General features: G+C 38.7%; 24 protein-coding genes and 2 other annotated features. Of the genes, 8 read left to right on the forward strand and 16 right to left on the reverse strand.

Annotated features, from left to right (window positions below; all coding sequences use genetic code 11):
- Positions 1 to 43: 43 nt before the first annotated feature.
- From ACYSNQ_RS01915 to ACYSNQ_RS01960, 10 genes are all read right to left on the reverse strand, one after another.
- Positions 44 to 1,339 carry a PTS sugar transporter subunit IIC gene (locus tag ACYSNQ_RS01915; protein ID WP_426081082.1) on the reverse strand — a complete coding sequence of 432 codons (1,296 nt, stop codon included), beginning with the start codon at positions 1,337 to 1,339 and terminating at the stop codon, positions 44 to 46.
- Between the two features lie 117 nt (positions 1,340 to 1,456).
- Positions 1,457 to 2,158 (reverse strand): DUF4310 family protein, encoded by a 702-nt coding sequence (locus ACYSNQ_RS01920; protein WP_426081084.1) that lies wholly within the window; start codon positions 2,156 to 2,158, stop codon positions 1,457 to 1,459.
- A gap of 165 nt (positions 2,159 to 2,323) precedes the next feature.
- Positions 2,324 to 3,103: a DUF4311 domain-containing protein gene (locus ACYSNQ_RS01925; protein WP_426081085.1), complete on the reverse strand. Its 780-nt coding sequence runs from the start codon at positions 3,101 to 3,103 to the stop codon at positions 2,324 to 2,326.
- A gap of 24 nt (positions 3,104 to 3,127) precedes the next feature.
- A complete protein-coding gene (locus ACYSNQ_RS01930) occupies positions 3,128 to 3,481 on the reverse strand; it encodes a DUF4312 family protein (RefSeq protein ID WP_426081086.1) in 354 nt (117 codons plus the stop codon).
- Positions 3,482 to 3,853: 372 nt separating this feature from the next.
- Positions 3,854 to 4,210: a glycine-rich SFCGS family protein gene (locus tag ACYSNQ_RS01935; RefSeq protein ID WP_426081087.1), complete on the reverse strand. Its 357-nt coding sequence runs from the start codon at positions 4,208 to 4,210 to the stop codon at positions 3,854 to 3,856.
- A 28-nt stretch (positions 4,211 to 4,238) separates the two neighbouring features.
- Entirely contained in the window at positions 4,239 to 4,580 is a 342-nt protein-coding gene (locus ACYSNQ_RS01940; protein ID WP_426081088.1) for a PRD domain-containing protein, read from the reverse strand.
- Positions 4,581 to 4,584: 4 nt separating this feature from the next.
- Positions 4,585 to 6,453, reverse strand: a complete 1,869-nt coding sequence (locus tag ACYSNQ_RS01945; protein WP_426081089.1) for a BglG family transcription antiterminator — start codon at positions 6,451 to 6,453, stop codon at positions 4,585 to 4,587.
- A 3-nt stretch (positions 6,454 to 6,456) separates the two neighbouring features.
- Positions 6,457 to 6,654, reverse strand: a complete 198-nt coding sequence (locus ACYSNQ_RS01950; RefSeq protein WP_426081090.1) for a hypothetical protein — start codon at positions 6,652 to 6,654, stop codon at positions 6,457 to 6,459.
- Between the two features lie 316 nt (positions 6,655 to 6,970).
- Positions 6,971 to 7,960: a Gfo/Idh/MocA family protein gene (locus tag ACYSNQ_RS01955; RefSeq protein WP_426081091.1), complete on the reverse strand. Its 990-nt coding sequence runs from the start codon at positions 7,958 to 7,960 to the stop codon at positions 6,971 to 6,973.
- Positions 7,961 to 8,198: 238 nt separating this feature from the next.
- On the reverse strand, positions 8,199 to 8,540 hold the full coding sequence (locus tag ACYSNQ_RS01960; RefSeq protein WP_426081093.1) for a type II toxin-antitoxin system PemK/MazF family toxin: 342 nt from the start codon (positions 8,538 to 8,540) through the stop codon (positions 8,199 to 8,201).
- A gap of 612 nt (positions 8,541 to 9,152) precedes the next feature.
- On the opposite strand from ACYSNQ_RS01960, the gene ACYSNQ_RS01965 reads away from it, so the two are divergent.
- The gene (locus ACYSNQ_RS01965; protein ID WP_426081094.1) at positions 9,153 to 9,488 is read left to right on the forward strand and encodes a hypothetical protein; all 336 of its coding nucleotides are present in this window, start codon (positions 9,153 to 9,155) and stop codon (positions 9,486 to 9,488) included.
- Positions 9,489 to 9,570: 82 nt separating this feature from the next.
- Here ACYSNQ_RS01965 and udk read toward each other — a convergent pair whose 3' ends face one another.
- Positions 9,571 to 10,194 (reverse strand): uridine kinase, encoded by a 624-nt coding sequence (gene udk / locus ACYSNQ_RS01970; RefSeq protein WP_426081095.1) that lies wholly within the window; start codon positions 10,192 to 10,194, stop codon positions 9,571 to 9,573.
- A 437-nt stretch (positions 10,195 to 10,631) separates the two neighbouring features.
- Here udk and ACYSNQ_RS01975 point away from each other — a divergent pair, with 437 nt between their 5' ends.
- Positions 10,632 to 11,084 carry a GNAT family N-acetyltransferase gene (locus tag ACYSNQ_RS01975; RefSeq protein WP_426081096.1) on the forward strand — a complete coding sequence of 151 codons (453 nt, stop codon included), beginning with the start codon at positions 10,632 to 10,634 and terminating at the stop codon, positions 11,082 to 11,084.
- A gap of 68 nt (positions 11,085 to 11,152) precedes the next feature.
- Here ACYSNQ_RS01975 and ACYSNQ_RS01980 read toward each other — a convergent pair whose 3' ends face one another.
- Entirely contained in the window at positions 11,153 to 11,842 is a 690-nt protein-coding gene (locus ACYSNQ_RS01980) for a YjjG family noncanonical pyrimidine nucleotidase (protein ID WP_426081097.1), read from the reverse strand.
- A gap of 20 nt (positions 11,843 to 11,862) precedes the next feature.
- A complete protein-coding gene (locus ACYSNQ_RS01985; protein WP_426081098.1) occupies positions 11,863 to 12,585 on the reverse strand; it encodes a 16S rRNA pseudouridine(516) synthase in 723 nt (240 codons plus the stop codon).
- 299 nt (positions 12,586 to 12,884) lie between these two features.
- Here ACYSNQ_RS01985 and ACYSNQ_RS01990 point away from each other — a divergent pair, with 299 nt between their 5' ends.
- The 3 genes from ACYSNQ_RS01990 (at position 12,885) to ACYSNQ_RS02000 (ending at position 16,815) form a co-directional block, all read left to right on the forward strand.
- Positions 12,885 to 13,499, forward strand: a complete 615-nt coding sequence (locus ACYSNQ_RS01990) for a 50S ribosomal protein L25/general stress protein Ctc (protein ID WP_426081099.1) — start codon at positions 12,885 to 12,887, stop codon at positions 13,497 to 13,499.
- A 253-nt stretch (positions 13,500 to 13,752) separates the two neighbouring features.
- Positions 13,753 to 16,176, forward strand: coding sequence for a VaFE repeat-containing surface-anchored protein (locus ACYSNQ_RS01995; protein ID WP_426081100.1), 2,424 nt, complete (start codon positions 13,753 to 13,755; stop codon positions 16,174 to 16,176).
- Positions 16,177 to 16,491: 315 nt separating this feature from the next.
- A complete protein-coding gene (locus tag ACYSNQ_RS02000; RefSeq protein WP_426081102.1) occupies positions 16,492 to 16,815 on the forward strand; it encodes a DUF960 domain-containing protein in 324 nt (107 codons plus the stop codon).
- Positions 16,816 to 17,077: 262 nt separating this feature from the next.
- Here the strand turns inward: ACYSNQ_RS02000 and ACYSNQ_RS02005 are convergent, their stop codons facing one another.
- On the reverse strand, positions 17,078 to 18,715 hold the full coding sequence (locus ACYSNQ_RS02005; protein WP_426081103.1) for a peptide ABC transporter substrate-binding protein: 1,638 nt from the start codon (positions 18,713 to 18,715) through the stop codon (positions 17,078 to 17,080).
- 165 nt (positions 18,716 to 18,880) lie between these two features.
- Positions 18,881 to 19,108, forward strand: a binding site (T-box leader).
- A gap of 84 nt (positions 19,109 to 19,192) precedes the next feature.
- Positions 19,193 to 19,442: a binding site (T-box leader), on the forward strand.
- Between the two features lie 119 nt (positions 19,443 to 19,561).
- Here ACYSNQ_RS02005 and ACYSNQ_RS02010 point away from each other — a divergent pair.
- The 3 genes from ACYSNQ_RS02010 to ACYSNQ_RS02020 are packed head-to-tail and all read left to right on the forward strand — an operon-like array spanning position 19,562 to position 21,688.
- Positions 19,562 to 20,203, forward strand: coding sequence for an amino acid ABC transporter permease (locus ACYSNQ_RS02010; protein ID WP_426081104.1), 642 nt, complete (start codon positions 19,562 to 19,564; stop codon positions 20,201 to 20,203).
- Positions 20,204 to 20,219: 16 nt separating this feature from the next.
- Positions 20,220 to 20,855, forward strand: coding sequence for an amino acid ABC transporter ATP-binding protein (locus ACYSNQ_RS02015; protein WP_426081105.1), 636 nt, complete (start codon positions 20,220 to 20,222; stop codon positions 20,853 to 20,855).
- Positions 20,856 to 20,869: 14 nt separating this feature from the next.
- Positions 20,870 to 21,688 (forward strand): amino acid ABC transporter substrate-binding protein, encoded by an 819-nt coding sequence (locus ACYSNQ_RS02020; protein ID WP_426081106.1) that lies wholly within the window; start codon positions 20,870 to 20,872, stop codon positions 21,686 to 21,688.
- A gap of 157 nt (positions 21,689 to 21,845) precedes the next feature.
- Here ACYSNQ_RS02020 and abc-f read toward each other — a convergent pair whose 3' ends face one another.
- Positions 21,846 to 23,453 carry a ribosomal protection-like ABC-F family protein gene (gene abc-f, locus ACYSNQ_RS02025; RefSeq protein WP_426081107.1) on the reverse strand — a complete coding sequence of 536 codons (1,608 nt, stop codon included), beginning with the start codon at positions 23,451 to 23,453 and terminating at the stop codon, positions 21,846 to 21,848.
- 347 nt (positions 23,454 to 23,800) lie between these two features.
- The gene (gene fosX / locus ACYSNQ_RS02030; RefSeq protein WP_426081108.1) at positions 23,801 to 24,202 is read right to left on the reverse strand and encodes a FosX/FosE/FosI family fosfomycin resistance hydrolase; all 402 of its coding nucleotides are present in this window, start codon (positions 24,200 to 24,202) and stop codon (positions 23,801 to 23,803) included.
- Positions 24,203 to 24,434 lie beyond the last annotated feature (232 nt).

Genomic DNA, 24,434 nt, shown 5'->3' on the forward strand with positions numbered 1-24,434 from the left:
CAACTGTGTCATTCCACCCTCCCCCATGTATTTGTCAATACTCTTATGCTTTTTCTGCTTCCAGCTCTTTATCAAGCTGTTGTTTTTCATAAATTTTGAAAAACGGATAGTAAATTGCCAGTGTAATCACAAAGTTGATACATACTAGTATGCCTGCCATTACACTATAATCCGTACTCAGCCATGCAGCAATTGGTGCCGGCAGGGTAAAGGCTAAACGCACAGCCATCATAGGAACCACATTTGATATTGTCAGGAAATAAGACAAGGTTGTTGTCACAAGCGGCGCAACAATAAATGGAATCCCAATGATTGGGTTCATAACAATCGGCGTACCAAAAATTACAGGTTCATTAATGTTAAAGATTCCGGGAAGGAAAGATAGTCTTCCTAAGCTTTTTAGATATTTCGATTTTGAAAACATCATTAGTATAACAAGTGCCAGAGTTGTACCCGCACCACCAATCCAAATGAACCACTGTAAGAATTGCTCAGTGAATATATTTGGTAAAGCGTCAGCACTAACTCCACTGATAAACGCTTCGTTATTTTCAGCAATCGACATGTCCCAAAACGGACGAATAACCGGCCCCATGATAGCAGGACCATGAATTCCCAATACCCAGAAGAAACAGATTAAGAACACTGTCAGCAATCCGCCAAACAAACTATTTCCAGCCAATACGCCTTTCAACGGCATTAGTAGATTACTTAAGAAGCCGTTCAAATCAAACCCAACGATATGACGTAGCCCCCAAAACAATAACAGGATAACGGTTCCCGGAATCAAAGCTACAAAGGAATTGGATACTTCAGGCGGAACGCCATCAGGCATCTTAATCGTAATGTTTCTTGAAACAAAGAATCGGTAAATTTCTACAGTCAGAAGTGCTGCCACGATAGCGCCAAATAATGAAGCTGCGCCTAAATTCGCCAAATTAATATAACGCCCTGCATTAATCACCTCTGGAACATCTTCAAAAACCCTTGTAGGAGGTGCCGCTGTTACTAAAAAGGCTACCAGCGCTAAAATCCCACACATTAGCGTATCTAGTTTATAGCTTTGAGCTAAAGAAGAGGCGATCCCAAATGTTGCATATAACGCCAAGATTCCCATCGTATATCTTGATGGAATATCCATTACAGCTTGATAAGGTGCAATGAACTCCATATAGGAATCAATCGGGATATTTTGAAAAAGTGTAAAAAATGAACCCACAATGGTCAATGGCATTGTCGCAATTAACCCTTTTCTAATGGCAACCATATGTCGTTGTGAGCCAAATTTGTTTGCTACAGGCATTAAATGTTGTTCCATCCATAATACAAATCCGTTCATTTTGTTCCCCCCGCTACTAAAGATTATAATGTTATAAAATTATTTCGTTTCCATAATAACACGATACTCTTTTAATGTAAACGGTTTTTACTGTTTCAATGAAGAATTCTGCACTAATTATTGAGTCAACTCAACTGGGAAAAATGCGCCGAAAATCATGGCTCCAAGGATTGCGCCTCCAGCAATAGGTTTTTTCCATGCATAGAAAATCATTGCACCAATTGTTGAACCAATTCCGATAGGAATAGATGCACCTGCTGCACTTAAGATAATCAACGGTCCTAAGAAACGTCCTGATGCATTTCCAGCGCCCATCATTACGTCTGCACCAAATGTTGATCCACCTTGATTAATTGTAAACTTACGAATCAAGATAATGATACCGCCGACAAGTAAGCCCAAAACTGCACCTGTAATTAAAGCTAATGCAAAGTTTTCAATAGGTGCTTTGATGTTCATACTTAACAGAATTGCAGGTACACCAATACCTAATCCAGTTAAAATTGATCCACCTAAATCCAGAATTCCGACTAAAGAGCCTTCTAATATTCTGGCAAACAGGAAGCTGGCTCCAAAAGCTGCAGCTGCACCATATGAACCACCATCAAGCCCTGCCTTCAGCATTGCAACAATGGATACTTCGTTAAAAGCTCCCACACCATGTACTACATACATATGAGTTCCAGCAAAAACAGCGGCAGCCATTAATCCAACTAATATTGGAAATGACCAGTCAGCATACCAAAAGCTTTTTGCTTTTAAAGCTGCCTGAATTTCTATTTCATCTTGTGACCATTCTGCTTTTTCTTGTTCATTCATTTTTTTCTTCCTCCTTACTTATATAAATCATGCAAAGAAAAGATATCATCTGCCGTACCGTTTCATTTTAAAGCTAGTGAAACTGACTGTTAAACGTCCATCATACACAGAAGTGACAACTTCTCATATAACAAAAACTTTCACATGATTTATACGGATATCTAATTATTTCACAGTGAATACATTATGCAGATCATTTAACCAGTTTGGAATGTCCAGTCTGAAGCTTTCAATCATCTGCAGGTCAAAACCACGGAAGAAGCCACTGAATACAAAGAGTAAAATAATCGCTGCCATCATTCCTTTAGTCATACGAGTCCAACCTAGTTCATCAACGCCTTTACCGATTAGAATCCCCAAAACAACACCTGGAACTGCATTGCTCATTACTAATTGAGACAGTCCGCCAAATAATGTACCCCAAAAGCCTGTGCGCTTGCCAGCATCCAAAGCCGCCAGCCAGAACAACACCGGCATAACTGTATTAATCAAAATAGTTGCTGCCGGAACAAGTACAGCTACTGCTGTAACCTGCAGTGATTCCGGAATTGCCGCTGCTGTGCTGTTCAGAAAAGCAACGGTGATGATTCCAGCAATAGCTCCAGCAATCCCCATTTTCTTGGGATCATGAACAGTTTGTGTCACATCTTTATTTTTAATTAGCAATGCTGCTGCTGCCCAGTTTGGTACGATTCGGTGCGTCACATCCTGTGTGAACGCTCCAGCGCCAACTGCTGAAGCCCATGCATTGAAGAAAAATCCCAAACCAAATGAAAAATGAGAAGCTGGGTCTCCCTCTGCGGCATTCATCTCTCCTAATGTTCTAAACGCTCCTAACCCCTGTGTTTGCGGCGCATGGAACATTCTTGCTGCTCCAGCACCTGCTGCAAAGCCAAGTAGTCCGCCAATAATAACTGATTTAAATAGAATAACTATTAAGTCCACTTGCTTTTTCCTCCTTACCCTCTTTTAAATTTTCTTCGTTGTAAACGGTACAGCCACCCCATTAGGATCTGTTCCATCAACTATTTGGAAGGGAACATCCGCCATAGCTATTTTGCTGATTTCCACTTCCACATTTAACTCCACTTCATAACTTGTTCGTTTTCTTGGAAAGAAGAAGAACAGAAAGCGTTCTGTATAATTCTTCTCTACCGCAGAAAGGATATCAATATCAATGGGCTCAATTCGTACCAAGACATCTGTTGACTCTTTTAAGATTTTTTTCGATACATCACTTAAAGCACTGGCAAATGCTGCCGCTTTATTCTCCCCTTTACCTGAGACCTTCACGATTTGAGTAGTTTTTTCCGTTGCGCTCACTGTTCTTCCTCCTATTAATTTTTGTCCACAACAGCCCTGCTTCTCTTTATGGCTGTTGTCTTCTTTGGTGGTCCGGTAGCCAGCATCTCTACGCAGGTACATCCTGCTAGAATGATGGTCCTCCTATTAATTTTTGTCTACAACAGCCCCGTTTCTCTTTTCTGCTGTTGTCTTCTTTGGTGGTCCGTTAGCCAGCATCTCTACGCAGGTACATCCTGCTAGAATGATGGTTCTCCTATTAATTTTTGTCTACAACAGCCCTGTTTCTCTTTATGGCTGTTGTCTTCTTTTATCGTTTGCTGATTAATCTTGCTTATAACTTCTAACTCTTGACCTATTTTCAAAAAAACAGAATCGCTTTTTTAACAATGATTATTCACCATGTTTTTTGACAAAAGCTTCTGTCAAACGCTTCCCAAGCTCTTCCTGGTCCATAAATCCAAAGCCCAGTACAGTTTTACCATCATTAATAGCGGTGATCCCCTCTTCGATTGAGCGCATGCCGTGACGTTCCGGGTAGCCGTATTTATTGGCAGCGGTTAAGGCCCCTGCACCACCGCTTCCACAAAATGAGATGCCCATGTCGGCATTTTCCTGCTGCATAATATCGCCTAAACGCATATCAGCGCCCATTCCTGGAACAACAACTGCACGTCCGCCTGCTGCTTCAACACCCTTTGCGACATTTTGACCTTTACCTAAGCGATCTGCGATTACTACTGTTATCATGTTTATTCCTCCCAAATTTAAATTATTTTTATTCAGCTATATTTTGTTTAGCAGCTTCAAAGTGTATAGATAAAACATACATTTCATCCACTGGTAAATTACCGATATGTTCAACAAGTGCTCCGGCAATTGACAGAGCTTCTTTCGACACCTCTTCAAACATTGCCGGGTCAACACCAGTCATTTTTTCATTTGCTTTTGAACGTTTAATCATCTCATTTACATGATTAATCAAAATCGTCCACTGTAGTTCAGTTGGAACAACTGAAGCTGCTTCCAATAATTCTTCTGTTTTTCTTATTGACTCTTCCAGCTCCTGTTTATACTCAGATTCATTCACAATTTTTTCTGCATCGTCTGTTAATTTCATCTCTTCACTCCTCTCTGATGTAATTCAATAAAGCTGTGATTTCCGCCTGATTAACTGTTAGGTTACTTTTAGCGAATATCTGCTCAATTTGCTCGACTAATTGCTGTTGAGCCATCAGGGTTTCTTTTACGATGTTCCCTTCATTTTCATATTGACCATCAAAAATGATTCGATGGACCATCAACATCACGTGAAGTAGAAAAGCTTCTTTATATTCTTCATTCAGCTTTTCGTTAAAAGCTTTCAGCAACTCTTCATAGATGATGTACGCCCGCATCAGAATATCCCGGCTTTCTGCTTCCAGCCCCCTATTTTCTTTTAAGGGCTGCCTTGGAATCAGTCTAGGAATACTCCCTTCTCGAACACTGGTCAGAATCTTATTGACCTCTTCCTGAATTTGCTGTATATCACCTTCTGAAGGCAACGGATTGACCTTGATAAACGGCCGGTTAGCAACCTCAATGGGAAAAATACTTAAAACCAAATCAGGATTTTTTTCTTCGATGATTTCTGCTGCATTTAATACAGAAGCAAAACCAGCAATTTCAACATTGGATACCTCCTCCAATATTTTCTGCTCAATCAGACTGGTCACTCCCAAGCCGGTTGAACACACATAAACGATTCTTACAACATTAATCTCATGCTGAGTTTTCTCATATGCTACAAGAAAGTGCAACGCAATATACGCAATAAATGAATCGTTAATGAAAAGCGCCGTATTTTTAATATCCCTGCTGCTGGCATGTGTTATTGCTGTAAACAACTGTGGATACTTCGCCTTAATATCATCGACAAAGGGATTGTATTCATTGATGAACAAATGTTTTTTTGTCAGACGCAAGGATAGATGGGCAAATAAATTAGTGAATAGCTGCCTATCCCTATAAAACGGAAAATTAATTTCTTCAGAAACATCCTTGATTAACTTTTCAGTCAGCTGTGCTACATCCTGATGATTTCCCGCTATAAATACATCGCTATAGATATAGAGATATTCATCAGCCAGCAGAGGCAGCTCGTAATGCTCGAACACATTACTCATCAGTAAAAACGGCAGTTCCTGCTTGTCCTTCAGCTCTTCCTGATTCGCCAGTATTTTGTACCCATTCATTGTATGATTCAGCTGCATTCTTGATGCAGCAATTGCTACTCTTAGGGTAATTGAAAGGATCTCAGCATAGTTGAACTGATCGAACAAAGATGGATCCAACAGTTTGGTCATCTCATTCAGCGCCACCTGATAGATTTCCTGGAAAATTGTATTTGCTCCTATACGGACATCAATCAATCGTTTTTGATTACCTGACTGAACAAAGCGGCTCATAATTTGATAGATATCATATTCAGTAATTTCTTTTTGACTGATGTATTCCATTAACAGCCGAACCTTATTCTCTTCTCCCTGAATAGAAAAACCTAGACGGCTCTGCCGCTCAAGCTCCAAGTCATAACCTTCAATGAATTCTTCCAAACGATCTAAATCCTTTAGAACTGTATTTCGACTAACTTGAAGTTCGTCTGCCAGCTCTTGCGATGTTAGATAATCTTTCGTCAGAACCATGCGAAAGATTAAGTGATTCATTCGCAGCTCTTGATCCGGATAGGTTTCAAACCGATCAACCTCTAAAACCTCATTTTTTAATGTCAGTCGTTCTGAATCAGGAAGCTCCAGCCAAATTCCTTTGTTTCTTCGTGACTGAAGACTAATGCTTCTTTCCTGAAACCATTCACGGACATTGTCTAAATCATACTTGATTGTGCGAACACTCACATTGAAAGCTTCAGCTAGCTCCTTTGTTGTAATACTGTCTTCCAAGTCCAAAAGCATTAGTAAAATATTGATTTCTCGTTTTGATAAGTGCAGTGACATTCCTTACTCACCTTCATTCCTTCTCCTTACATCTGCAACTATAGCTTGATTTCCTTTAGGGAACAACACAAAAAAGTTGCACTTTTGTAAGTGCAACTTTATCCAAATGTTTTTTGTAACGGCAAAAGAAACCAGACCTGCTTTCCACTTAAATCCTTCGTATTCATTTTGAAAACGCTGTACAGTCAAGTCTTTTTTCATATAATTAAGTGCAATCCCTTAAAAAAATATCGGATTGTAAAAGGTTGCACTTACCTCCATTTCTGGTTAGGTGCCCTTATTTTAAGTACAAAAAAAAGAAGATAAAATATCTTCTTTTTTTCTACAGTACCCATATTAACATACAGATAGATGGATTTTCTCCACAAAAATTCCATCCGACACCTACAATCCGGTAGTGATGAGTGAACATCCGTGCCTCTGTTTCAACTAACCACCAGCCGATAAATCGGAACAATCAAGATTGTCTGGTTAAGTCAACTCGTCGCATGTCCTAAAGTCTAACATAATTTATTTTTTATTTCAACTTTTCTTCGTCTAAATCTCCGTCTTTAAACCATTGTCTATACATACTTTCTACAAGACTAACTGTTTCTTTTGTTATTTTTTCAGTCATTATCGGGCTTTCTTTCAGCCCTTTTTCAAGACACTCATTCACATGGTCAACTTCAAAGGAGAACTCGCTGTCAAATTCACTTGTTAAGTATTCCTCTGAGCCATCCTCATACCGAACTACTCCTTCGGCAGATTTCCAGAAATTCGGAATCTCAATACGTCCCTTTTCACCATAGATGACCAGTTCATTAGGTAAATCCAATTCCACTGTAATAAAAATACTAGCTAGTATCTGGTTGGGAAAGGTTACGGCTAGCTCGAAACGGTCATCTGTTTTCCCAGGTACTATAGAAGCTTGTCCTGAATAGCTTTCAGGCGTCGCATTTAGTACATACTGTATGTATTCTAACGGATAACTGCCGGAACCATGAAGGGCTCCTCCACCCGCTTCCAGAGAATGGAACCAAGGCAGATGGTCGATATTAGGATAGGCAGTGACTGAACGTATATACTTGATTTTGCCTATTTTTTCTTGCTGAATAATGTCTCTTACCATTGCTGTCACCGGTAAAAATACTGCTTTTTGTGCCTCCATCAAAAAACAGTTCTGCTGCTTTGCCAGCAAGAACAGTTCCTCTGCCTCAGCTAAGGTTAATGTGAAAGGTTTCTCCAATAGCACATTTTTTTTATTTTCCAGCGCTAGTTTAGCTGCAGCATAATGCCCTTTATTATAGGTTGCAATATAAACAATATCGACTTCTTCATCCTGACATAGCGCTTCATAGCTGCCGTAAGCTTTCGGTATCTGCAGTTTCTCAGCCAGTTGCTGAGCTCTGCTGAGCTCTCTTGCTGCAATCGCAACAGCCTCTCCAGCTGCACTTTCCCTAATTCCCTGTACAAACCTTGGTACGATTTGTGCTGTACTCAAAATACCATAACGAATCTGTTTCATGCTGCCGCCTCCTTTATTATTATGTTTACACTACACTGAAAATAAAGAAAACTCAAATCTTGACTAAATAAAAATAAGGGCTGAGACAATAGTATGCCTTCTGCCCTAAAATCGAATAAATCTTGTTTCAAATTTGATTACAAATAAAAGGTAAACATCTAAAACTTTCGGGTTTCACCGTAGTTTTCAGACATGTCCTTAGTCATTCAATCGTTTTCTATGTATCTACCAAAATGGTCTATCGGATGCCAATGCTTACTTTCAGCGCCTGATTTACTTTTTCCATATCACCTTCATGAAGTTTACAAATTTTCTGCAGAATCCGCCCTTTATCCAGCGTTCGAATCTGCTCCAGCAAAATCAGAGAAGGGGTCATCTCTTCCTCGTGTGGAATGTTAACCTTGACCTGGGTTGGCTGCATCTTTTTTCTAATATTTCTAGTAATGGGTGCTACAATCAGTGTTGGGCTGAACAAATTTCCTTTATTATTTTGAATAATTAAAACAGGGCGAATTCCTCCCTGTTCAGAACCCACTACTGGTGAAAGATTTGCGTAAAATATTTCTCCCCTTCGAATCATCTTTCTTATCTCCCTCTTTCCAAGAAAAACCTTTTTTACAAATTATAACATGATTCGTACAGAAATGTTTTTCAAGAATTTCCAAAAAAATGCAAAAAATTGATAATCGATAGCAGAATATACGACAATTTATCAAAAAAACCTGTTTATTTCTTAAAATAAAAATCTTTCTGATTATTTTAACGTATTTTTGGTTTTTTCAAGATGATTCATCAGATTATTAGAATATTGTTATTACATATGATAAGATAATATTTGTAGTACTAGTTATTTTTTCTCTTGTGATTCCCATTAAGGATTTTATATACGAAACTAAGAACAGACACTGCTTCAACCGTTTAGAATTCTTTTCTTGGGTTAGCTTGTCCATTTAACTCAACCAAAGCTCTTACGCTGAACAGCAGAAAAATCCACATTCATTTCCACTGAAGATTAATGAGCTAGCCAACGTACAGAAATACAGTTGGCTTTTTGAATTAGCTAACGTAAATAAGCCCGTTTTGTGGAAGCCCAAACAAGGTTATCGATTGATTTTATTTAATGGAAACTATCTGAATTTACTCAAGGGATGAAATATGTTGGAATTACCAAATTCAATAGAAGGAGTACTAGATGAATATTTATTCGGTTAAAGTTTCACCTAATCGACCATTTAACAATTCTGAGCTCACTTATTTACTAGAAAGATGTGCCATTCTTTCAAAAAAGGCCAAGGCACTGGATTATATTAAGGAATGTCATTATAGATACGACAGTGAAACCGAAACTTTCAAATTCGATTTTGTCTGTATTCATGATAAACACTTTTCTTTTAGCATCGTAAAAGATGACCGATTAGATGATTATATTTTTTCCATGCAAAAATATGAGAAATGGTCTGTTTTAAAAAAAGAATTTCTTAAGTCTCTAGCAGTTATTCATCAGCTGCATACAGAAGCGCATAGTTAGAAAAAAATATATACAGTAAAAAACCGAAAGCCTTCTAGTAGCTTTCGGTTTTTCATATTCTTCCTGGCAATTCAACTTAAAATCAGCCGAGGATACTTTTAACTTTTGTTGTAATCAAATCTATCGCTACATGATTTTCTCCGCCTTCGGGCACAATAACATCCGCGTAACGCTTTGTTGGTTCAATAAATTGATGGTACATAGGCTTAACCACTGTCAAATACTGTTCGATCACTGAATCCAGTGTCCGTCCCCGCTCTTCCATATCTCTTTTGATACGGCGAATAATTCGAATATCATCATCTGTATCAACATACAGTTTGATATCCATCAGCTCGCGAAGTCTTGGATCTTCCAGAATCAAAATTCCTTCAAGAATAATTACTTCCTTTGGTTCCTGAATAATAATATCAGAACTTCTGGTATGCGCTACATAATCGTATACTGGTTTTTCAATTTTTTCATAGCTCAGTAATTGTTTTAAATGATCAATCAGTAAATCTGTGTCAAAAGCAAAGGGATGGTCATAGTTTGTAGTTAATCTTTCCTCAAAACTCAAATTACTTTGGTCTTTATAGTAAGAATCTTGTTCCAGCATCATAATTGAATGATTCGGAAAATGGTTAAAAATCGCCCGGCTAACACTCGTTTTTCCGCTGCCGGATCCACCTGTAACCCCAATGATTATCGGTTGCTTGTTTTTCATGCAGTTAAACCTCTTTCTTTATTCAGCAAATAGCCATTATCACTCCTTTCTATTATAATAAAAAGACAGAAGAATGCTACTGAAAATTCATTTTTTTTAGAATCAATTACGTAAATAACGTTAAAGTCTCTATGCATGAAGAATTTTTAGCTGCCAGTTCTACTTGTGCAGGAACCTTTAGTAGAATGGTAGGCGTACGAAAATAAGAATGATTGCGATAAGCAAGCATTTCCTTACTATGAGCTAGCTGCCAGTTCTACTTGTGCAGGAACCTCTAGTAGAATGGTAGGCGTACGAAAATAAGAATGATTGCGATAAGCAAGCATTTCCTTATTACCCAAGAACTTTTAGAGGAAAAATCGGCACACAAATATCCTGTGCAATCATCAGAATTCATACTTGTTAAGGAATTTAATTATTTTCAGGAGGAAAAAACTATGATTATCCACTTAACTAAAGAGTTGACTAAACAGCACTACCAGTTGCTTTTGGAAGCTGATCCTTCAAAAAAACTAGTTGATGATTATACAAAGCGGGGGCAGGTCTATACTATTTCTGATGCGGATTGTCTTATCGGCATCATCGTTTTACTGCCAACAAGACCAGACACACTTGAAATTGTCAATCTTGCAGTTAATGAACTATATCGAAAACAGGGCTATGCACAGCAGTTGATTACCCATGCTTTTACAACTGCTAAAAAGCACGGCTATAAAACAATAGAAATCGGAACTGGAAGCACTAGCTTGAATCAGCTCTACTTATATCAAAAATGCGGATTCCGTATGACAGGAATTGATAAAGATTTCTTTATACGTCATTATGATAAACCTATCATAGAAAACAACCTACAGCTTAAAGATATGGTGCGCTTAAGTCTTGACCTATAAGAAATAAGTAAATAGCCCTTTTACCGTTATGTTTATAACGGTAAAAGAGCTATTTACTGCTTCATTTCTCAGCCTAATATGGTGAACAGCTCATCCAGCCGGCTGATTTCATAAGACGGCTGAATTTTTGTTTCAGTTTGTTTAGTTACTTTTGCAGGGTTTAGCCAAACTGTTTCAATATTGGCCTGATTTCCCCCGGCGATATCTGAATTCAAAGAGTCTCCGATAATCATGGTCTTTTCCTGCTCAAAATTTGGGATACGCTCAAAGACATAATCAAAATATTCCTTCATTGGTTTCTGATAGCCTACCTCTTCCGAAACAAAAATATCTTTAAAAAGAGGCAGCAGCTTTGAATCCGTCAACCTTTTATACTGAGTTGAAGCAATGCCGTTTGTTACTACATATAAGTCATAATCTGCATGCAGCTGTTCCAGTATCTGCTTGCTGTCTCCCAATAAATCATGACCGTTACTTAAATGATTCATATAGCGGGCGCCTAGTTCTTTCCCGTCAGCTTTTCTTCCCAACTCTTCAAATAGTAAACCAAAACGGGTTTCACTAATCGTTTCTTTTTTTACTTTGCCCCGTTCAAAATCCTCCCATAGTTGACGGTTAATCCGATCATATTTCTGTCGAATTTCGTTAGTCAAAACTAGTTTTTCCTCTGAAAACAATGTGTATAAAGCCTTCTTTTCAGCAGCTTTAAAATCCAATAAAGTATCATCTACATCAAAAAGCAATGTCTTATAATTCATTTCCCCACTCATTTCTATAGTTATTTCTTGAAGTATAACATTAGCAGCTTCAATTCTTCAGGCTCTAATCGCCGATACTCACCTGGTTTCAGCTTCGAATCTAAAAATAAGCTCCCCATACTTAGACGTTTCAGATAGATCACCTTTTTGCCAACAGACAAAAACATTTTTTTAACTTGATGAAACTTGCCCTCCTGAATATCAAGATATGCCAGGCTTTGCTTAGAGGAACTGGAAAGAATATGCAGTTCCGCAGGCTGACATTGTTGTCCACCAGTAAAAGTGATACCTTCCGCAAATTGGCGGCAGTCTTCTATGCTTAGAGGTTCGTTTACTATTACCTCGTAACGTTTAACAACTTTTTTACTGGGATGAATCAGCTGATAACCTAGTGGCCCATTATCCGTAATCAAAAGTAGTCCTTCGGTGTCTCTATCCAGTCTTCCCACTGGATAGAGTTTTTCATTTTTGTCCCTATCTGCCAGAAGGTCCAGTACGGTAGTATGCTTAGCGTCCTTAACCGCTGTCACAGCCCCCTTCGGCTTGTTCATCATAAAGTAAGAATGACCAGTTGTTTTCAATGTCTTCTCAAAAATTTTTATCTCCTGAATGACCGGATCAACATTCATCCCTTCACTTTCTGCCGGCTTTCCATCTACTGTCACTGCCTTCCTTAGAAGCAGTCGTTTAACAGCCTTTTTCGAACCTATCTTTTCTCTCTCCAACAGCTTATCTAAACGCATCGTATTTTCCTCAATCTACTCATTCAATAATCATTAATTATACATAAAATTGGTTAAGTTACAAACAGAAAATATCGCTTTCCTTGACTTAAAGTCAAAAGCACGTTAAGGTTAAAGAGTAAAGTGAATCAGCGGTTTCTCAAAAACAGCGTAATGACCTGGAAGAGAAAAGTATTATAGTCATATTTCAGGGGATAATTCTGTTGTAATTATCCTCTTTCTGTTTTCCTTGAAATTTTTATGTTGTATTTTTGTTTAACCAATTAAATTCACTCACTATTGAAGGAGGAATTTAGGTTATGTCAGTATCATTAGAAGTTACAGAAAGAGCCGTCCGTCCCCGTTCACTTAGAAATGAGCTACGTCACTCAGGTAAAATCCCAGCAGTTGTTTACGGCTATGAAATCGAAAGTACGCCTATTACAGTCGACGGAAAAGAATTAGCCAAAATTTTACGCGACACTGCTGCGAACACAGTAATTGCGCTATCCCTTGAAGGGAAAAAAATCAATACGTTAATATATAAAACGCAACTGGATACTTTCACTGGTCAAATCAAACACATTGAGTTTCTGGCTGTAAATATGAAAGAAGAAACTGAAGTAGAAGCTGAAATCTCTTTAGTCGGAGAAGCGGAAGGTGTTAAAATTGGTGGTGTACTTACTCAAAACTTATACACTGTCCTAGTATCAGCAACACCAGAAAATCTACCTGAAAAAGTTGAAGTTGATATTAGCAAGCTAGCCATCGGAGATGCCTTAACTGTGGCTGACCTTCCTAAAAATGATGCCTTTACGATTGTCACAGATGGTGAAGAACAGGTTGTCAGCGTCACTGAAGCACAATCTGAAACAGCGGAAGATGAAGTACCGGCAGCACCGGCTGAACCCGAAGTTATCGGTGAAGAAGAATAGAATAGTCTCCTAAGCAATCTGTGAGCCATGCGGCTCGCAGATTTTTTTATTTTTAAGTTAATTCATTTCAGTTTTTTTTACGAATTTATTCTTGAAAGGCAAATTAAGAGTTCATAGAAAGGAGGAAAGCAACAGTTTAAATTTTCCTGATTAATCACCATACTTAACTTGCCTTCACGCTTCGTAAAATGAATCAATGCTAAAAAAACTTTTCAAAGCACTGATTACCTTATAACTTGAAAGGAGAAAATAAATGACAAAATTCCCAAGCCTTAGAAAGGGGTGGTTGGCACAGCTGAAAAAGGCAGCCGTCTGTTCCACGCTGCTTTTCTCACTGTTCCAAAGCCCTGTGCTTGCTCAAGCACTCACTCCATCAGAAGTCCAGCAAACAGAAGAGAATACCTATATTGAAAAAGAAAATTTCTCTCTTGATACTCCTCTAACAGCTAATCCCCCCTCCTCAACAGCACTCCCCGCACTTGATTCTCTAGTGCCTCATCTTCAAGTTATCCAGAAGAATAGAGCAGAAATAAACGGTTTTAACCTTCAAGGTCTAACGCGTCAGGAAATCATTGAACTGGCTGAACAGCGCTACGGCGACTATGCAGCCGCCGATCCTGGTTTCGGCCTACAAGTGACGACTGAATTCGGCGAGACTATTGATATCCCTTTTTCCAGAAAAGGCGGAAAAGCCTCCGGAACTGCCAGTGAGATGTACCCTTATACGTGGCATGTAACACATGAATCTCAAGGCAGCTCTTGGTACGGCTGGGGTTCCTATCTTGAAATCTATCATATTGATGGAAAATTAGCTTATTGTGTAGAACCAGGGGTCGTTTTTCAGCCCGGAGCAGGATTTACTCAGCAGACAGAATTCGCTGGAATGACTCCCGAGCAAAAAGAAGAAGTTAATCTAATTGTGAACTTCGGTGCAAAAGAAACAGACTCTGTGGAGTTCAAAGTTGCGACTAACTTTGCTATTTGGGAAGCAATGGGCTATCAGCTGCAGGACCTTAATCTGAGTAATTACGCTGACTATAAAAAAACAATCTATCAAAACATTGCAAATTACCAAAAAAAGCCAGCTATCCACCAAAAAGAATACACTGTAAAGGTTGGTGAATCATTAACAATCACAGATGATGAGAACCTGTTAGCCGGATTTACACTTAGCAGTACACCATCTTTCAGCATCAGTCATGATGGAAACTCTGTCACGGTCACCCCAAGTGCTGTCTCTAAAAGTGAAACCATTCATTTCTCAAAAGAAGGGTATTATTCCGGCAGCCAGTACTTTTACGTAAAAAACAACGCCCAGTCGGTAACCACTGGCGGCAGTGCTGTACCGACAACTGTTTCTTTGAAAATCAATGTCTTGGCTAATCCATCCGTAGGAACTATTTTAGCCACAATTGATGGTGGTAAAGAAATCGACAGCCGTAAGGAACAAATCCTTGAAGACCAGATTCAGTATAAGAACTTCCCCCCCGGTCCTTACACCCGGCTAACAAAGCTTCTTAAGCTTAACGAACAAAATGAAGCCGGCGAAGTCGTCTTCCAACAGGCAGATTCTATTCTTATTTCTCAGTCGGACGGGATAGATTCAGCTCGTTTAATCATTCCAGCTGATACGTTTAAAGCCAATAGTAAGTATGTCTGTTTTGAATATTACTATACAGGCTCAGAGATGGAGGAGAAGAATCTATTTGCACAACACACAGACGCTACAGACGCAGATCAGACAGTTTATACAAATAGCTTGCCGATTGTAGGGACTGTGATGGCTAGCATCGATGGTGAAAAGCTTATTGATAGCCGCAAAGAAAATATACTTATCGATTTTATCGACTATCAGTACTTCATCCCTGGTGAGTATACTCGAGTTACTCAACTGATTAAGCTTGATGATACACAAAATGCCAGTCAAATTATTTACGAGCAGGTAAGTGAGGTTCAGATAGATGAAGCAAACGGTCAAGATACAGCAGAACTAATCATTCCAGCTGATACATTTTTACCAGGAGACAGTTATGTCTGCTTTGAGTATTACTATACTGAAAAAAATACTGATGCAGAATATCTTTTTGCTAGTCATACGGACCCAAAAAGCACCAGCCAGACAGTCTATGCAAATGAATTACCTCTTGTAGGTACTGAACTGCTCACCAGCGAAGGGGGCAAAACCATTGATGCAACCGTCGACAATCATTTGGAGGATTGGATTACCTATGAAAACTTTCTTCCCGGCACTTACACTCGAGTTACTCAGCTTCTAGAAATTGTCAGTGGAAAAGAGCCAAAAATCGTCATTGAAAATAAAGACGTGGTCACGATCGAAGCTTCTTCTGGAACGGATAAAGCCGTGTTCAACATTCCTGCAAATACACTTAATCCAGCAGCTAAGTATGTTTGTTTCGAATATTACTATACAGGAGAAAGCACAAAAAAAGAGCAGCTGTTCGCAGAACACACTGACTCAAATGACGAGAAACAGACGATTAACACAGAGAAACTTGCTGTTAAAGAAATTGAATCAGAACAGAAAAAACAAGCTTCTAGCGGCTTGCTTCCAACTACTGGAGAAATAAGCGCTCAGTTTTCCTTGATTATCGGTCTAGTATTCCTTCTGATTCTCAGCTTATTTGTCTATAAAAAATCAAGAAAAGAAAAATCTTAATCTCTTATCTTAGAGAAAATTCTCTGGTTCAAGACAGAAAAAAGGAAAGTTATTATTGTTTGCTGTATACTACTATGTAAATCCTATTAAAAATGTAAGATAGTTTTATTTCCATTTATCCAGTCTCTAGCACAAACATCGTTGTTGGAAAAGTTGTCATTTAACTCAAACAACCATACAGATATTTAGAAACTATCCAGCTTTTTCTTTATGGGCTTATTTTTCTATCATGTGTTTCTGTATAGCAGCGCCAGCATTCATAATGGGAAATTTTTAGCAGGATTTATAGAGTAAGTGAAACGAGGAGGGATTCTTATGTTTGAATCATTTGACAGAAGCCGCAGCCGCTATGCTTCCTTTGGTGTTGTTTCCAGTCTTCCAGGAGAATTGATTGACAGTATCTGGCTGATTATAGACTTGAATTTAAAAGGAGTTATTCCGTTAACAAATATGCTGACCTTTGATTTAGTCAACAACAACGGAAAAATTACTCTGCGTTTCTCTCAGGAGTTCAGTGATGTAGAAATGGCTGTAGATTTAGCCTACAACTACTCTCCTGATTATCCAGATCGAGTGTTTGCATTTGATGATGGAAAAAGAGAAACCATCCTGTTGCCAACCGAAATTTCAGAACATTAAGAAATAGAACAATAAATAAGCTGTCTGAAAACCGAAATTGCTTTCAGACAGCTTATTTTTCTATGTCAAGCTGCATTGATGGGACAACATTTGGCGATGATTGCTCTCCACAATCATCTTCATTTTCGTCCCCATACCATTCTGGTATATGCACATGCTATTTTGTTAATAGGTAAAATAATCACTGGATTTTCTTGGAAATCAGAAAATCCAGTGATTATCGTATTTAAATGTATTAATTATTTATGGTGTTCCGTTGCTCTTATTCTTCTACATAAGCAGTCCGGTAAGAAATCGTCCGTCCAAATGAAAATACCTGAAGCTCTTTTAATCGATCAGATTTTAAATAACCAATCGCTCCCTGATACAACGGTAAAACTGCGGTATCTTGCTCTATAAGAATTTTCTCTAAATCCAGCAGTTCTTTCCAACGCTTCTCCGGCTCATTGGCTAAAGTAATTCGAGCATCGTTCAACCCAGCATCATATTTTGGATTATCATATCCAGCTGTATTTAAGCCGCTTTTAGAGTCGTAAAATTCCAAAAAGTTAATTGGATCAGCATAATCTGGCGTCCATGTACCAAAAACCAAATCAAAATTACTATCCGTCTGCAAATCAAGTCGGTTCTGCAGGGGAACTGATTTAAGAACAATTTTCAGTCCAGAAAGATTTTGCTGCAGCTGTCCTTGAACAAACTCAATCGTCTTTTTGGCAATAGCAGAATCAGCAGATAACAATTCTAGTTCGATTTCTTCTTTTCCAAGCTCCTGCTTTGCCAGCGCCCATTCTTTTTTAGCTGCTTCTAAATCATAGGCTAAAAAATCACCATTTTCTTTGCGGAAGTCTTCTCCAGTTTCAGGATTTTTCGCAAAATCCTTAGGAACAAATCCGTTTAGCGCTGTCGAGCCATCTCCTAAAATATCGGTCGTAAATGCTTCTTTGTCAATCGCCTGCAAAATTGCCTTACGAGCATGAACATTTCCAGTTACTTCACGTTTATGATTAGGGCTTAAATAACCCACTAATGCCTTAGGAACAAAATAGGCTTGTGGCGAATCCTTGTATTGAAGTGCATACGTATCAGCCAGCCCGGTATAATCTAAATCCCCATTATCAAAAAGATTTGCTCCAGTAGAAATTTCTTTTACAACCTGCACGTTGATAGTATCTAGCTTTACATTTTTTTGATCCCAATAATCAGGATTTTTAGATAATGTCCAGCTCTCAGTCGTTCCATCCCAACCGGAAATCAGAAAAGGACCATTCCCTACAAAATCATCAGAAGAAGTACCGTAAGCTGTCCCCTTATCGTTGGCAAATTTTTCATTTTTCGGCATAAAAGGTGTACCCACCAAAGCTTGAGCTAGATAAGGTGCTGGATACTCCAATGTCAGCTCTAAGGTTTGATCATCTAAAGCCTTCACACCAAAATCATCCAAGGAAGCCTTTCCTTCACGAATTTTCCTGCCGTTTTTAAATATATCCATCTGATTGCTGCTGCTTGATCCGTAAGCGGGGTCAACAACATTTTTGAAAGCAAACACAAAATCACCTGCCACAACAGGATCCCCATTTGACCATTTTGCTTCTCTTAATTTAAAAGTGTAAACCTGACCATCCTCACTGACTGTGGGCTCTGCTGCTGCCATTGCCAATTCCGGATCTTGGTTTTTATTCAATCGGTACAGCCCTTCAGACACCTGACCAATCATATCTGAGCTATAAACATCTGTATACTGCGCACTGTCCAATGTTGACAGCTCACCTCCGGAAGCCACATTGATTACCTGTTCTGCTTCATTTTTCTCTTCAGTAGAATTACTACTGCTTTGCTGACCCGTACTGCATGAACTCAAAATCAGAACCGCTGCTGCTGCCAGTAAACTAAATTTTTTCATCCTCTTTCCCCCTTTGAAACCATTCGTTCAACAGCTCACAAAATACCAGCTGTTATTTTGTTTTCTTCTCTTTATTTTACCTGAAAAAAATTGATTGCTTAACTTATATGCTTACAAACATTTATTTTTTTAGTTGACAGAAAGGAAGACGGGTGATAAAGTTATAAAAAAACAGAGAACAGAAGAGTAGCTTTGCTGATTGAAACAGAGAGTCTTTGGCTGGTGGAAAAAGACACAATACAAAGTGAACCACATCTGGGAGTTGATTTGCTGAAGGAAGTAGGCAGATTCGGGTAAGCCCGTTACAGCATAAAGTCATACATTGACTTTTTAAGACTGTTACTTGTGAGAGTACAGTGAACAAAGGTGGAACCACGATATTTCGTCCTTTGGCATTTATTGCCAAAGGACTTTTTTATTTTCAATATTGCAGCAGGCAGTACGTTATGCTATTGCTGCCAAGTCATTAAAATACAATAAAAACTAATGCACAGAACAAGTAGTTCCCGATTACTTCTGTCCAGAGAATGCCTTATTTGCTGAAAGAGGCAGCTGAAGTCCGGTAATGAACACATCTGAAAAAGTCAGTTTCTGAACAAATATAGTAGGAAGCTGCGGAACGCTCACCGTTACTGAGGAAACATTCAGAAAAATCTGAATGTTCACAAGATTACTGTTCGAAAGTCAGTAGTGAATTGAGGTGGAACCGCGAATCTTCGCCCTCTTGGCTAACGCCGAGAGGGCTTTTTTTATAAATCAGCTGAACACTCAGCAAAAAATCAGAACATCTATATAGATGACACTAAAGATTGGAAATTTATATAGATAGCTATTGGAGGAAGTAAGATGGAATATGTATGGGAAATTTTACCTGCTTTATTAAGCGGGGCAGCAATGACGATGAAAGTTTTTATCTTTACTTTATTAGGATCAATTCCTTTAGGGATTGTCGTTGCTTTTGGATTACAAACACGCTTCAAACCGCTAACCTATTTAATCAATACGTATGTCTGGTTAATGCGGGGAACACCTTTACTGCTGCAGCTGATTTTTGTTTTTTATGGCTTGCCTTTAGTAGGCATCGTTTTTGAACGTTATGATGCTGCTCTTTTTGCTTTCATTTTAAACTATGCAGCCTACTTTGCCGAGATTTTCCGTGGTGGCATTCAATCTATTCCCCAAGGTCAATACGAAGCCGCAAAGGTACTGCGGTTAACCAAACTGCAGACGATTCAGAAAATCATTTTGCCCCAGGTAGTAAAAATTGTTCTGCCTTCAATTGGCAACGAGGTAATTAATCTTGTTAAAGATACTTCGTTGATTTATGTCTTGGGTTTAGGGGATCTTCTAAGAGCCGGAAAAATTGCGATGAGCAGAGACGTGACAATTTTACCGCTGGCATTAGTGGGAATTATCTATCTACTATTTACAGCACTTCTAACACTTGCATCTAAAAAAATCGAAAAATACTATCAGTATTATAGATAATCGAGGAGGTACAGACATGTTGACAATAAAAAATTTAACCAAACAATTCGACGGTCGAACGATTATCGACCAGCTATCTATGGATATCCCTGACGGAGAAATATTAACCATTGTTGGTCCTTCCGGCGGCGGTAAAACTACTTTACTACGGTGCCTTGCCGGGCTAGAAACAATTGACGCTGGTGAGCTTAGAATAGATGGAGCAGTTTTTGATCCTGTTATGATGGATAATGCTGACCAAGTAGTAGGAATTGTTTTTCAGGATTTCCAACTATTTCCTCATCTCTCTGTTCTTGACAACGTTACCTTAGCGCCTGTTCTCTCCCTAAAACAATCCAAACAGGAAAGCATTAACGAAGCGTTGGAACTGCTTGACCGGCTAGGTCTTTCCGGAAAAGAAACACTCTATCCTTATCAACTTTCCGGCGGGCAAAAGCAGCGGGTAGCTTTAGCTCGTGCATTAGCTATGAAGCCAAAGGTTCTAGGCTATGATGAACCAACAAGTGCACTAGACCCGGAATTACGGCAGCAGGTAGAAGCAGTTATTTTAGGCTTAAAAGAAGAAGGAATCACTCAGATTGTTGTTACTCATGACATGCACTTTGCGGAGAATATCGCTGATCAATTATTAACGGTTGCTCCGGTTCAATAGAAAGGAACATTTTTATGAAAAAAACTTTTTTCTTATTTATTCCAATCGTTCTGCTCCTGACTTTATTTTTTACCGGCTGCAGTAGAAAAAGAAGCAACGCTGATCAGTGGCAGCGAATTGAAACAGAAAAACGCATTATCATTGGTCTGGATGACTCTTTTGTTCCAATGGGTTTCCAAAACAAATCAGGTGAAATTATTGGCTTCGATGTAGATTTAGCAAAAGCTGTTTTTGATTTATACGGCATAAAAATTGACTTCCAGCCGATTGACTGGTCAATGAAAGAAAATGAACTGCAAAATCAAACTATCGACCTTATCTGGAACGGCTATTCCAAAACAGCTGAACGGGAAGAAAAAGTCCTTTTTAGCAACGATTATATGAAAAATGAACAGGTTGTCGTTTCATTAAAAAAGAACAAGATTAATCAATTTTCCGATATGAAAGAGAAAATCCTTGGTGTTCAAAACGGTTCATCTGGCTACCACAGCTTTGAAGAACAGCCGGAAATTCTGAAAAATTTTGTTAAAGATCAGACACCTGTTTTGTATGACGGTTTTAATGAAGCCTTTATGGATTTAAAATCAGGTAGAATTGACGGGCTGCTGATTGATCGAGTGTATGCCAATTACTACCTCTCTCATGAGGATAATCTTTCTAACTACTCTATCGTGACTGGGGCATTTGAAGGAGAGACCTTTGCCGTGGGTATCCGCAAAACAGACCCTGAACTAGCAGATAAAATTAATGATGCTTTTGAAACACTACAGAAAAACGGTCAGCTGGAAAAAATCTCAAAAAAATGGTTTGGCGAAGATGTAACAAGTCATTAGCTTTTCGGACTACATTTAAAAGCTATGCTGAATGATACTGTCATTATCTATAAAAACTTCGTATTTATGATTCCAATAAAAATAACAGCAGCCAGACAGCTGTTCTCAATGAACTGCTTGTCTGCTTCTGCTGTTTTAGTTCTACGATTACTTCTCATTACTTTTCTTGATTCATGATTTCTGCATAGTTTCCAGTCTCTTTAGTAATGTTCTGGTGATCGATTACTAGAAAATGCTGAAACATTTTTTCCAGGAAGAAACGGTCGTGTGAAACGGCCAGCAAAGTACCTTTAAAATCACTTAGAATCTCCTCGACTTCTTCCCTTGTCTCTATATCCAAATGATTGGTAGGCTCATCGAGTAATAAAAAGTTAATCTGCTGCTGCATCAGCTTTGCCAGCTCCAGCCGAATTTTTTCTCCGCCGCTGAGAAACCTGAGCTGCGTCAGCACATCTTCTTTATAAAAGGAATAGCCAGCTAGAATTCTGCGGCTTTCCTGTTCACCTAAAGAGCATTCATACATAAATTCCTGTAAAATCGTTCGCTGAGGCTGTTCATACTGAATCACCTGAGGAAGGTAGCCGATTTTCACATTACTTCCCAAACGAAGTTCTCCATCACTTAGTTCTTCCACTCCCAGAATCAGCTTCATTAAAGTTGTCTTTCCGGCACCATTTCCCCCGATGATGGCTGTACACTCCTGCCAGAACAAGGTAAAACTACTGTGACCAAATAAAGTACGGGAATCATAGCTTTTGGCGATATCCTTAACAATAAGAACTTCCTTTCCAGAACGATCTGCTTTTTGAAAAATACCGCTTCCTAGATTTTGACTATCTACTTTAGGCTTTGGTACTTTTTGCATTTTTTCCAGACGATGTTCCAGCTGCTTTGCTTTTTTAAAGAACTTTTCATTATCGCCCTCATGCCCCCATTGTCTAAATCTTCTGATTGCCAGCTTCATTTTTTGAATTTCCTTCTGCTGTTCTGCAAAATCTCTTCGCAGTTTTTCCAGACGTTCTTCTTTCTGCTGCTTATATGCGGAATAATTTCCTTTATATTCCCAACCAGCACCATCTTCTATCTCAACTATTTTTTCTACAACTGTATTCAAAAACTGCCGGTCATGAGAAACAATCAGGCAGGTCGCTTTTTCATGAATAAGGTACCCTTCAAGCCAATTGATACGCTGGACATCCAGATGATTGGTAGGTTCATCCAACAGCATGACTTCCTGCTGCTGCAATAGAATTCTGGCTAGATTAACAATAGTCTGCTCGCCGCCGCTAAGCTCATTAAAGCGGGAATTCAATAAATGGGCAACTGATAATCCATTTGTAATCATTTCCAGCCGGTTTTCAATATCATACCCGCCAATTCCCTCAAACTCTTCCTGATAACGACCATAGCGCAGCAAAAGCCGGTCAAAATCTGCCTGAGGATTAGCCATCTGCTCTTCCAAATACTTGAGCTGCTTCTGAAGTCCATTGACTTCTTCAAATGAAGCTAGCAGATATTCCCTAACCGTCTGCTCAATTGCTTCTGGGACCTGAGCCAAATACCCGACTGTTGTATTCTTTTGAATACTGATTGTTCCTTTGTCTATTCCTTCAATCCCCGCAATCATTTTCAGAATTGTCGTTTTTCCAGAGCCGTTTGCTCCTACAATTCCAATCCGTTCCCCCTTTTCAATCTTTATATTTAAGTTTTCAAATAATGGATACGTGCTGTAATTTTTTTCTACTCCCTGTAATTGAATCAACATTGTTTTCCTCTTTTCTGCCATTCAGAACCTTGGAAATGTATCTTATAATGATATAAAAAAAGCCACAGGAAAGAAATACCCATGACCTACTACGTTATTTAATTCATTAATCGAATTCGCATGAATAAGTCTGAATGGTCTGTTTATTTGATTATTTTTCTATTTTTGAACACACTTGTCCCTTGATAGAAAAAATTGGAAATAATGTTATAGCAAAAATAAATAAATCCAAGAAAATCAAATACTCTATATGTTATTTTTGACATAACGACCATCACGCTTATTCACCACCTTATCTTTTTCTTATTTTCATATTGTAACATGAGGAGAGAAGCCATGCAATCTGTCTATTGCTGATAACGTCCTAGTCTCTCCTCAAGTGTTCCCGTATGCAGCTCAAATAGGTGGTTATCATAATCGTAAAAATAAATAGAACTGCCTTCTCCTTCAACTCTACTCCGACCATCTTTAAAATCTAAGCCTAACGCCTCGATTTTTCGGATATAGTCATCTAGATCATCCTGCTCAATTTTAAAAGCAACATGATTGTACGTCCTCGTTGGTAAGCTCTCACCTTCCATAACTGCTATCCATAGCTCACCAATTAGAAAAAATTTTTCCTTGGAAACTGAAAAAGTCTGCTCGCCGCTTGAATAAACCTCTTTTGCATCAAATAGTTCTTGGAAAAACCGAGCGGCTTTTTCTATATCCTTCACAATGAATGTCAGATGACTCAAGCCTTCTATCACTATCCCTCCTTAAATATCCTTTTCTTTTAGAGTAAAATTGGTTTGGAACAATAATAAATCCCCAACCTCTTAGTATACCTAACTCAGAATAAACGGTGGTCCCAAAACCGCTTCTTCGAAAATAAGCCGTACTCTATTGAAAATGTATGGAATCATTTTCCTAGAGTACGGCTTATTGCTAAGAAACACAGTGAGGTAGTTGATGTTGAACAGTACCTCTCTGATTCTTGAA

The sequence above is a fragment of the Enterococcus sp. LJL51 genome (genome assembly GCF_054871795.1).

What these genes read in the sequence shown, in the direction of transcription:
- ACYSNQ_RS01915 (WP_426081082.1), bottom strand. Translation starts at nt 1,339, where the DNA reads ATGAACGGATTTGTATTATGGATGGAACAACATTTAATGCCTGTAGCA.
- ACYSNQ_RS01920 (WP_426081084.1), bottom strand. Translation starts at nt 2,158, where the DNA reads ATGAATGAACAAGAAAAAGCAGAATGGTCACAAGATGAAATAGAAATT.
- ACYSNQ_RS01935 (WP_426081087.1), bottom strand. Translation starts at nt 4,210, where the DNA reads ATGATAACAGTAGTAATCGCAGATCGCTTAGGTAAAGGTCAAAATGTC.
- ACYSNQ_RS01940 (WP_426081088.1), bottom strand. Translation starts at nt 4,580, where the DNA reads ATGAAATTAACAGACGATGCAGAAAAAATTGTGAATGAATCTGAGTAT.
- ACYSNQ_RS01945 (WP_426081089.1), bottom strand. Translation starts at nt 6,453, where the DNA reads ATGTCACTGCACTTATCAAAACGAGAAATCAATATTTTACTAATGCTT.
- ACYSNQ_RS01950 (WP_426081090.1), bottom strand. Translation starts at nt 6,654, where the DNA reads ATGAAAAAAGACTTGACTGTACAGCGTTTTCAAAATGAATACGAAGGA.
- ACYSNQ_RS01955 (WP_426081091.1), bottom strand. Translation starts at nt 7,960, where the DNA reads ATGAAACAGATTCGTTATGGTATTTTGAGTACAGCACAAATCGTACCA.
- ACYSNQ_RS01960 (WP_426081093.1), bottom strand. Translation starts at nt 8,540, where the DNA reads ATGATTCGAAGGGGAGAAATATTTTACGCAAATCTTTCACCAGTAGTG.
- ACYSNQ_RS01965 (WP_426081094.1), top strand. Translation starts at nt 9,153, where the DNA reads ATGAATATTTATTCGGTTAAAGTTTCACCTAATCGACCATTTAACAAT.
- udk (WP_426081095.1), bottom strand. Translation starts at nt 10,194, where the DNA reads ATGAAAAACAAGCAACCGATAATCATTGGGGTTACAGGTGGATCCGGC.
- ACYSNQ_RS01975 (WP_426081096.1), top strand. Translation starts at nt 10,632, where the DNA reads ATGATTATCCACTTAACTAAAGAGTTGACTAAACAGCACTACCAGTTG.
- ACYSNQ_RS01980 (WP_426081097.1), bottom strand. Translation starts at nt 11,842, where the DNA reads ATGAATTATAAGACATTGCTTTTTGATGTAGATGATACTTTATTGGAT.
- ACYSNQ_RS01985 (WP_426081098.1), bottom strand. Translation starts at nt 12,585, where the DNA reads ATGCGTTTAGATAAGCTGTTGGAGAGAGAAAAGATAGGTTCGAAAAAG.
- ACYSNQ_RS01990 (WP_426081099.1), top strand. Translation starts at nt 12,885, where the DNA reads ATGTCAGTATCATTAGAAGTTACAGAAAGAGCCGTCCGTCCCCGTTCA.
- ACYSNQ_RS01995 (WP_426081100.1), top strand. Translation starts at nt 13,753, where the DNA reads ATGACAAAATTCCCAAGCCTTAGAAAGGGGTGGTTGGCACAGCTGAAA.
- ACYSNQ_RS02000 (WP_426081102.1), top strand. Translation starts at nt 16,492, where the DNA reads ATGTTTGAATCATTTGACAGAAGCCGCAGCCGCTATGCTTCCTTTGGT.
- ACYSNQ_RS02005 (WP_426081103.1), bottom strand. Translation starts at nt 18,715, where the DNA reads ATGAAAAAATTTAGTTTACTGGCAGCAGCAGCGGTTCTGATTTTGAGT.
- ACYSNQ_RS02010 (WP_426081104.1), top strand. Translation starts at nt 19,562, where the DNA reads ATGGAATATGTATGGGAAATTTTACCTGCTTTATTAAGCGGGGCAGCA.
- ACYSNQ_RS02015 (WP_426081105.1), top strand. Translation starts at nt 20,220, where the DNA reads ATGTTGACAATAAAAAATTTAACCAAACAATTCGACGGTCGAACGATT.
- ACYSNQ_RS02020 (WP_426081106.1), top strand. Translation starts at nt 20,870, where the DNA reads ATGAAAAAAACTTTTTTCTTATTTATTCCAATCGTTCTGCTCCTGACT.
- abc-f (WP_426081107.1), bottom strand. Translation starts at nt 23,453, where the DNA reads ATGTTGATTCAATTACAGGGAGTAGAAAAAAATTACAGCACGTATCCA.